The 9,269-nt window shown below is 52.3% G+C and carries 6 protein-coding genes; 4 read left to right on the top strand and 2 right to left on the bottom strand.

The window, feature by feature from the left end; genetic code table 11:
• From AC2FNE_RS23830 to AC2FNE_RS23820, 3 genes are all read left to right on the top strand, one after another.
• A partial coding sequence (locus tag AC2FNE_RS23830; RefSeq protein ID WP_496806475.1) for a PP2C family protein-serine/threonine phosphatase occupies positions 1–489 on the top strand: 489 nt, incomplete at its 5' end.
• Between the two features lie 19 nt (positions 490–508).
• The gene (locus AC2FNE_RS23825; RefSeq protein ID WP_496806474.1) at positions 509–1,771 is read left to right on the top strand and encodes a substrate-binding periplasmic protein; all 1,263 of its coding nucleotides are present in this window, start codon (positions 509–511) and stop codon (positions 1,769–1,771) included.
• 44 nt (positions 1,772–1,815) lie between these two features.
• A complete protein-coding gene (locus tag AC2FNE_RS23820) occupies positions 1,816–2,922 on the top strand; it encodes a transporter substrate-binding domain-containing protein (RefSeq protein ID WP_170605396.1) in 1,107 nt (368 codons plus the stop codon).
• A 394-nt stretch (positions 2,923–3,316) separates the two neighbouring features.
• Here the strand turns inward: AC2FNE_RS23820 and AC2FNE_RS23815 are convergent, their stop codons facing one another.
• Positions 3,317–5,530, bottom strand: coding sequence for an NADP-dependent isocitrate dehydrogenase (locus AC2FNE_RS23815; RefSeq protein WP_170605398.1), 2,214 nt, complete (start codon positions 5,528–5,530; stop codon positions 3,317–3,319).
• 529 nt (positions 5,531–6,059) lie between these two features.
• On the opposite strand from AC2FNE_RS23815, the gene AC2FNE_RS23810 reads away from it, so the two are divergent.
• Positions 6,060–8,372: a Tex family protein gene (locus tag AC2FNE_RS23810; RefSeq protein WP_496806473.1), complete on the top strand. Its 2,313-nt coding sequence runs from the start codon at positions 6,060–6,062 to the stop codon at positions 8,370–8,372.
• A 35-nt stretch (positions 8,373–8,407) separates the two neighbouring features.
• On the opposite strand, the gene AC2FNE_RS23805 is transcribed toward AC2FNE_RS23810, so the two are convergent.
• Positions 8,408–9,269: GlxA family transcriptional regulator (locus AC2FNE_RS23805; RefSeq protein WP_496806472.1), on the bottom strand; the 862-nt coding region annotated here is incomplete at its 5' end.

Genomic DNA, 9,269 nt, shown 5'->3' with positions numbered 1-9,269 from the left:
GGCGATGAACATCGCGTCAAATTGGGCTCTACATTGCTGGGCATTCTAATGCTTGAGCAGCGTGTCTTTTGGATTTCCATCGGCGACAGCCCTCTCTACCTTTTCCGAGATGACCGTCTGACTCAGATCAACGAAGACCATTCCATGGCTCCAGCGATCGACGCAAAGGTTGCGGAGGGCACACTTTCCTCCGAAGAGGCGCGCGCGCACCCGGACCGGAACCAACTAACCTCCGTTATTATGGGCGGGGAAATCCGCCAAGTGGATTGTCCTGAAAAGGCGTTAAATTTGGTCGCCTCGGACCTTCTCGTCCTAGGTAGTGATGGCTTGCAATTCCTCAGTGACCCCGAAATTGAGGGGCTCTTGCGCGTTCACGCGCAGTCACCTGCGCGCGATATCGCGGATACCTTGTTGCAGGAACTTAAATCCAAAAATGACCCTGGCCAGGACAATATCGCTATTGCCGTCGTTAAACCGGCAGGAACCTAATTAAGGCAGTTCAGCACTCATGAGAAATCATCTAATCATTTCCGGCTTGGCTTTTGCAGTCTTAGCAGGTTCCGCATCGGCGCAGGAAGCATGCGCGACCTACGAAATCCGACGTGGGGATAGCCTTCGGGAACTGGCGATACAGGTTTACGCCACCGAAGATTATAGTTTCATCTATAACGCGAACAGAAATGTTATCGGGTCCAACCCAAATATCATACGCGTCGGCGACAAACTGGTCATGCCTTGCCTGGACGATATTGGACGCGCCGTTACTCAGCCCGAAACCGAGGCAGAGCGCATGGCAGTCGAGATGGCCGCCGAACTGGTAGAAGCGGCGGAAGAGCGGGCTCAGAAAGCCGTTGCTGATGCTGAGGCCCAAGTTGCCGCAGCCAAATCCGAAGCTAGGAAGGCCAACGAGCGAGCTGTTGTAGAGGCTCGAATTTCGGCGCGTGAGGAAATTGAGGAAGCGCGAACAGAAGCAGCCGCCCTGATCCGCAAATCTCAAGGCGAAGAGAAATCAGAAATTCGGGATCGACAACTGCTGCTGATCACCGGTGGCAACTATGCCCCGTTCACCGACGAAGCTTTGCCGCATCGCGGCCTTTATACGAACCTTGTTGAAACGGCCTTTTTGCGCGCTGCTCCGGAACAGGGCTACAAGATACAGTTTGTCAATGACTGGTCTTCGCACTTGGATTTGCTGATGCCGACATTGGCGTTTGACGCCACATTCCCGTGGTCGCGACCAAATTGCGAAGAAGCTGAAGCTTTGTCAGAAAGCGATCGCAACCGTTGCGAAACCTACAACTTCTCGAATCCGTTTTATGAGGTAGTTGATACATTCTTCGCGCGCGAAGGCTCTGGTTTTGAACAAACTCTTACTTACGCTGATTTTGCAGGTGCAACTATCTGCCGCCCCGAGGGGTGGTCTTTGTCGCATATGGATGCCGTAAGCCTATATGAGCCGGTCATCACCCTTTTACGCCCGGTCTCACCCGATGATTGTTTTCATGCTGTCATGCAGGGCGAGGCAGATATTGTCGCTGTTGAGGCTCATCTGGCGGCCGAGGCCATCAGCCGTCTGGGTTATGAGCATCAGATTATCGAAAACCCAAATCTTGCTGCGATCAAGTCACTCAACGTCATGACACACAAAGACAATCCTGACGGGGAAGCAGTGCTTGAGACACTCAATCAAGGACTGGCGATTATGCAGCAATCGGGTGAGTGGCGCGACATCGTGTCGACCGCTCTGCGCTATCAAATGGAAAATGGCTAGGGCTCCAAACGGCCTAATAAAACCAAAGTCTGGAGGAAGTGGAAATGTTTAACGAGAACCTCAAGAAAGCAATGCGTTTGGCATCTGCGTTCACTGCGCTAGGCGCGGGTGCTGCCGCTGCTCAAGAGGCTTGTACGAATTATACTGTGACTGACGGCGATACGATGGCCACAATCGCGATTGCTGCATATGGCACATCGAATTATCAGCCAATCTTTAACGCGAACCGTAACGTAATCACCAATCCGGGAAACTTGGAGCCTGGTTTGGTTTTGGCACTGCCTTGTGAAGACGGAAGCCTGCCAAATGGACAAAGCGCTCAGGATTTGATTGCGGCAGAAGAACAGCGTGCAGCAAGTGTTAAGCGCTCGAATGTCTATGAACCGCCAATCAAAATGGTTACTGGCAACGGCTGGGCGCCATTTACAGACGAAACCTTGAATGGCGGTGGGTTCATGACCCGGCTTGCCACGACCAGCCTTCAGCGTGGCGGCAACAATCGTGAATTCTCGGTAAGCTTTGTGGATGATTGGAGCGCGCACCTTCAGACTTTGCTTCCTCTGAATGCGTTTGACATTTCGATCGCTTGGACAATCCCTGATTGCACAAATCGCTCGTATGAATGGTCTCTGGAAACTGAGGCACGGTGTACACAATTCGTTGCGTCGGTACCTGTGTATGATGTTGTTGGCGGCTTTTTCACTTTGCCTGAAAGCGCTTATGCTGGTGCGACAACCTTCGAAGAATTCAAAGGTGCCACGATCTGTCGTATGGAGGGGTGGAGCATGGTTGTTCTCGAAGAAGTTGGTCTAAATGATTCCAATGTCACTATGGTTAAACCAAAGACCGCGCGGGAATGCCTTGATGCAGTTTTGACTGGGACAGCGGATATAGCTGCGTTTGAAGTTGAACTGTTCGCGGCAACGATGAATGAAATGGGTTTGTCATCGGCGGATATAGCCGAAAACCCCTTTGTATCTACATTGTCTTCGATGAGCTTTCTCGCCCATCGCTCCAACCCCTACGCGCGTCAATATATTGCGATGATGAACAAGGGCTTGGTCGAAATGCGCGAGTCTGGAGAATGGTACGCTATCATCTCGGATACGTTGCGCGAACAGAACCAAAAATTGAATGCAGCATCGAACTGATCCCTCGGTTTACGGATGCTTTCTGGGCTGGTCTTAGGACCGGCCCCTTTTTTGAAGGGATCCAAAAAAGTTCCCAAACCCAGCAGTTTCAAAAAACTGAAAACTTCGCGCTACAATTTGTTCCGTTTCCGATGGCTAGTTGCGAATATTATTGCTGAAGCGAGAGATTTATCTATGCAATAACCAGCTCACTTAGGGACAACCCAGTTCTAAGGTGTATTGTTTTTTGTAAGGCTTGCTGGAAGATAACTGCGGGCAGTTGCTCCACCACGCACTCAAAAAAGGTGTTGCAATGGGAACAGGCTCTTTTCTCCAGTTTGAGTAAAAAAGCCGACCGTTAAGGGTCGGCTTTTGTCGCTCAGCGCGGGTGATCCAATTTTTCGAGTTTCAGGTTTCACCCAATAATTGCGTTCAAGGTTGCGCTCGGACGCATAACCGCTGCCGCCTTTGCTGGGTCAGTATGGTAGTAACCTCCCAAATCGGCGGCAACCCCTTGCGCGGCTGCAAGCTCTGAAAGGATTTGCTCTTCGCTGTCGGCTAGTTGTTGTGCAATCGGTGCGAATTCGGCGGCCAACTCGGCATCTTCTGTTTGTTTTGAAAGAGCCTCTGCCCAATAGCGGGCAAACCAATAGTGGCTGTCCCGATTATCGGGCTGACCCACCTTGCGACTGGGCGAATTGTTATTATCAAGAATACCCTGCGTTGCTGCTTCGGCTGCCGTGCCCAGAACACCTGCTTTGGCGTTACCTTTGCTGTCGGCCAGGAAGTTCAGCGACTCCCCCAACGCGCAGAACTCGCCCATCGAGTCCCAGCGAAGGTGGTTTTCCTCGACCAGCTGCTGCACGTGTTTTGGGGCCGAGCCCCCTGCCCCGGTTTCAAACAGGCCGCCACCGTTCATCAGTTTAACGATCGATAGCATTTTGGCAGAGGTTCCCAGTTCTAGAATTGGGAAAAGGTCAGTCAAATAATCACGCAGCACATTCCCGGTGATAGCAATCGAGTCCTTGCCAGCGGTTATAGTCTCCAGTGATTGTTTGGTCGCTTCGCGTGGGGCCATTATCTGAAATTTGTCTGCAACGCCCGTGGCATCAAGCGCCGGATTGACGTATTTGATAAGCTCAGCGTCATGGGCGCGATTAGCATCCAGCCAGAAGATCGCTTCGGATCCGGTAAGACGCTGCCGATCCATCGCAAGCTGGATCCAGTTTTCGATCGGCGCTTTTTTCACTGTGCAGGAACGCCAGATGTCACCCTGTTCAACCTCATGCGAATGCAAAGTCTCTCCATTTTCCAGAACAATACGGATGGTGCCGTCGGCAGGAGCTTGGAATGTAGTCGGATGCGAGCCGTATTCTTCGGCTTTCTGCGCCATCAAACCTACGTTGGCAACAGCCCCGGCAGTCGCGGGGTTTAGCGCGCCGTTGGCTTTAAAGAACTTAATGGTTTCGTCATAAACCGGCGCATAGCAGCGGTCAGGGATGACGCAGTTGGTGTCCCCTTTTGCGCCGCTTTCATCCCAACCTTTACCTCCGGCGCGGATAACCGCAGGCATTGAGGCGTCGATGATAACGTCAGACGGAACGTGCAGATTGGTAATACCGCGGTCTGAATCAACCATATACATCGAAGGACGATCCGCTTTAATCGCATCGATAGCCGCCAGAATATCGGCGTTGCCCTTTATGCGATCCAAAAGATCGCCAAGGCCCGAATTTGGGTTCACTCCAAGAGTTTCCAATTCGGCACCGAATTTCTCGAATACTGGGGCTAACCACGCTTTGACGGCATAGCCAAAGATAATTGGGTCACTGACCTTCATCATCGTGGCCTTCATATGCAGCGAGAACATAGTGCCGTCGCGCTTTGTGTCCTCGATTGCTTCCGCCAGGAATGCGGAAAGTGCCTTGACCGACATGAATGTGGCGTCAGCTACGGTGCCATCGGCCAAAGGCCAAGAGTCTTTCAATACGGTTACACTTCCATCTTTGCCGACAAACTCGATTTTTGCGTCGCCTGCTTGGGCGGCGGAAATCGTTGCTGATTTCTCGTTTGCATAGAAATCATTGTTGGACATTGATGAGACCTTAGTCTTGCTGTCAGCGCTCCACTCTCCCATCGAATGAGGGTTTTTCTGAGCATAATTCTTCACCGCCCGAGCAGCGCGGCGATCGCTGTTGCCTTCACGAAGAACCGGGTTCACTGCCGAGCCCTTAATGGTGTCGTATCTTGTGCGGATCGCCTTTTCTTCATCCGTCGAAGGCTCTTCGGGATAGTTGGGGATGTTGTAGCCTTGCGATTGAAGCTCTTCGATAGCAGCGACCAATTGGGGGACAGAGGCAGAGATGTTCGGCAATTTGATCACATTGGCATCCGGCGTTTTTACCAGTTCGCCCAACGATGCCAAATCGTCGCTGACACGCTGTTCGTCTGTCAGGTTCTCTGGGAATGTCGCCAATATGCGCCCAGCTAACGAGATGTCCTTGGTGCCAACACTCACTCCAGCGGCCGAAGCAAACTTGCGGATGATGGGAAGAAACGATGCGCTTGCCAGTTCGGGCGCTTCGTCTACAATGGTATACAATATGTCGAAGTTCGATTTTTCTGCCATATTCCCTAACCTTTTTTCAGCCTTTCGGAGCGTGCTATCCAAGAGTTTGTGCCATCTTACACCCGGCACCGAGCCGTAACTGGACCATTGGCCCAACGGGAGACTCTGATTTGACAGGCATCCCATAAATGAGGATTGCCTCGGGATCAATCGGTTTGCGTTGCGCAAATTGACACGGGTTCAGGAAGCGCAACTAAGCTTAGTATGTATGCTTTCGCGCACTGAACATGTCCTTCGATGGAAAACGAAATTTCAAACCGCGCTCCAGCCCTGGACGACCCGAGGGCAACCTGGGCACCATGTGGCCCAAGAAATTGACGGCAATTGTCAAGCCGGTGCCGACCTTCATGTCACCGCTGGCGGCAGTTTGGGAAGGGAAAAAAATTGTGGCGATTACCACCATCCAGCGCTGTAAAGGACTTTGGGTTTCCGTTCTCATCAGCCCCCTTCAACGCAAAAGCAATTTTTACTTCCCCTCATTCGTGAGGCTGGCTAAGACGGTTCTCCAACATCATCCTAGGAGAGTGTTTTGGATCTTATCGCCCAAACTATCGCTACTGAAATCAATGCGCGTCCGGAACAGGTGTTTGCCGCCGTTCGTCTTTTGGATGAAGGTTCCACGGTACCCTTTGTTGCCCGCTATCGCAAAGAGATTACAGGTGGTCTGAACGACACGCAGCTGCGCATATTGGCGGAGCGTCTGGTCTATCTGCGAGAACTCGAGGCGCGCCGCGATACGATTCTGAGTGCAATCAAGGATCAAGGCAAGTTAACCGATTCATTGGCGCGTTCTATTGCCCAAGCAGAAACCAAGGCTCAGCTTGAAGATATATATCTGCCCTACAAACCCAAACGGCGCACCAAGGCAATGATTGCCCGCGAAAATGGATTGGAGCCGTTGGTAAATGCCATCCTGAATAATCGCGAGTTGGATCCGGAAATCATTGCACAGAACTTTTTGTCGGATGTCGTTGAGTCGACCAAAGATGCCCTGAACGGGGCGCGGGATATTATCGCGGAACAACTGACGGAAAACGCTGACCTTCTGGGTGAACTGCGAAGCTTTATGCAGCATGAGGCCCGGTTGTGGGCCAAAGTGATCGAAGGCAAAGAACAAGAAGGTGCCAAGTTCAGCGATTACTTCGATCATTCCGAGATGTGGTCAAAGGTTCCTTCGCATCGTGCGTTGGCTATGCTGCGTGCCTCGAAAGAAGGGATTGTTTCGCTGGATATTGCCCCTGATCCGGAAACAGGAACGGCCCGCGCCGAAAACATAGTTGCCGCTCATCTGGATACCCGTGGAACCGGACCTAGCGATACTTGGTTACGTAAAGTGGCCGGATGGACCTGGCGGGTGAAACTGTCGCTGTCGATGATGGTCGAACTGATGGCGGAATTAAGAGGGCGGGCTCAGGAGGAGGCGATTCAGGTCTTTTCCCGAAATCTAAAAGATTTGTTGTTATCGCCCCCGGCCGGCGCCCACACAACGCTTGGTTTGGATCCGGGTATTCGAACAGGTGTAAAGGCCGCAGTTGTGGACGCAACCGGTAAGTTGTTGGCGACAGAAACGATCTACCCTTTTCAACCCAAAAACGATCTGCGTGGAGCGCAAGCCGCCCTGTTGAACCTGATCTCAAGTCACGAAGTAGAACTGATCGCCATTGGCAACGGCACTGCCAGTCGCGAGACAGAACGATTGGTTAGCGACACACTCGCGCAATTACCCAAATCTATGAAAAGCCCAACCAAGGTTGTAGTCTCAGAAGCCGGTGCGTCGGTCTATTCAGCATCAGAACTGGCTGCGCAGGAGTTCCCGGAGCTGGACGTGTCGCTGCGCGGCGCGGTCTCAATCGCGCGGCGTTTGCAAGACCCGCTGGCCGAACTTGTAAAGATTGAGCCCAAAAGCATAGGTGTGGGCCAATATCAGCATGACGTTGATCAGAACCGCCTATCCCGATCTCTAGAAGCAGTGATCGAGGATGTGGTCAACGCTGTCGGCGTGGACCTCAATACCGCCTCAGCACCATTGTTATCGCATGTCTCCGGGTTAGGTCCTGCTCTCGCTGAAGCCATCGTTGATCATCGTGACGTTAACGGTGCTTTCCGATCGCGAAACGAGTTGCTGCAAGTCGCGCGCCTAGGGCCGCATGCGTTTGAACAATGTGCGGGTTTTTTGCGCATCCGGGGTGGTTCCGAACCGCTTGACGCCTCTGCGGTGCATCCAGAGGCGTACGAAGTTGCCAGCAAAATCGTGGCGGAATGCGGCCGAGATATCCGGCAGATTATGGGCAAAGAAGGGTCGCTGCGCGGATTGCACGCAGAACAATTCGTTAATGAGTCATTTGGCCTGCCGACCATACGCGACATCTTTGCCGAGCTCGAAAAACCCGGAAGGGATCCTCGGCCTGACTTCGTGACCGCCAGTTTTACCGAAGGCATAGAACAGATATCGGACCTAAAGCCCGGAATGATGCTTGAAGGAACGGTAACGAACGTCGCTGCATTTGGTGCATTCGTAGACATTGGCGTACATCAGGACGGTTTGGTCCATGTCAGCCAACTGGCTGACCGGTTCGTAAAGGATCCACATGAAATCGTGAAAACAGGTCAGGTCGTTAGAGTTCGTGTGCTTGAGGTCGACGCGCCGCGAAAAAGGATTGGGTTGAGTATGCGTAAAGGTAGTGGGCCCTTGACCCCACAAGGCCAGTCTAGGGGCAGTTCCGGAACTTCCAAAGATGGCGGGAAAAACCGCGGTGGAAAAGGCGGAAAGCCCCACGAAAATACTCGAAACAACGCGATAGGTGATGCTTTGACGAACGCATTAAAAGGAAATCAGCGTTAAGTATTTTATGTACAATGGGATTGAGGCGCGAAAAATCAGTCAATCTTGTTTTTTTGCATCTGAGGCGTGATCCCGAAATTGGCCCGGTAGACCCGAGAAAAATGGCCTGGGTTTTCAAACCCGCACGCAATGGCCACCTCGGTTACCGAAGCTTCGCTTTGCAGCAACAGGTTTCGGGCGCGTTCCAGCCTCATTTCCATAAAGTACCGTTTGGGCGATGCATTTAGGTATTTTCCGAATAAGCGTTCCAGCTGTCGGGTTGAGATACCAAGCTGATTGGCGATCTCCGAAGGGGAAACCGGCGCTTCAAGCCTTTGCTGCATGATTTGAATCGCCTTGGCGAGATGGGCATTTCGCATCCCATTTCTTGACTGCAGTGATACGCGTTGCTCTGCAGTTGCATTCCGCACAGCGTTATAGACCATTTGATCGGCCACCGCGATTGAAAGATCTGGCCCATGATCCATTTCAATTAGATGTAGGATCAGATCAGCAGTCGCCGTTCCTCCGGATGCGGTGATATGTTTGCCGTCGGCCACAAAAACGCTGCGGACGAGGTTCACTTCGGGAAAGGCCTCCATAAAGCTATCGTGGTATTCCCAGTGAATGGCCGCTTGTTGACCATTGAGAAAGCCAGCTTCGGCCAACAGCCATGCACCGGAGCACAAGGCCCCGATGGATGTGCCGCGTGCACGCTCTCGTCGCAAAGCTGCCAACAGGGGGCGACTGGCGTAGTCACGCATATTTATCCCGGACAAAACAAATAGCCGGTCACATTTCGGAATACTGGATATTCCGCCATTCACCAAGGTTACCGTGCCGTTCGAACATGTAGCGGTCTCGCCGTTTTCAGACAGAAAAGACCAATTATACAGGGTCTCACCGCTGACTAGATTG

Source organism: Ruegeria sp. YKSD179 (assembly GCF_059612885.1).
The sequence above is the reverse complement of the archived record's forward strand: the minus strand, read 5'-3'. Positions and strand labels throughout refer to the sequence as shown.

Excerpts from the sequence above, each read along its gene's own strand:
- AC2FNE_RS23825 (WP_496806474.1), top strand. The coding sequence starts at position 509 with ATGAGAAATCATCTAATCATTTCCGGCTTGGCTTTTGCAGTCTTAGCA.
- AC2FNE_RS23820 (WP_170605396.1), top strand. The coding sequence starts at position 1,816 with ATGTTTAACGAGAACCTCAAGAAAGCAATGCGTTTGGCATCTGCGTTC.
- AC2FNE_RS23815 (WP_170605398.1), bottom strand. The coding sequence starts at position 5,530 with ATGGCAGAAAAATCGAACTTCGACATATTGTATACCATTGTAGACGAA.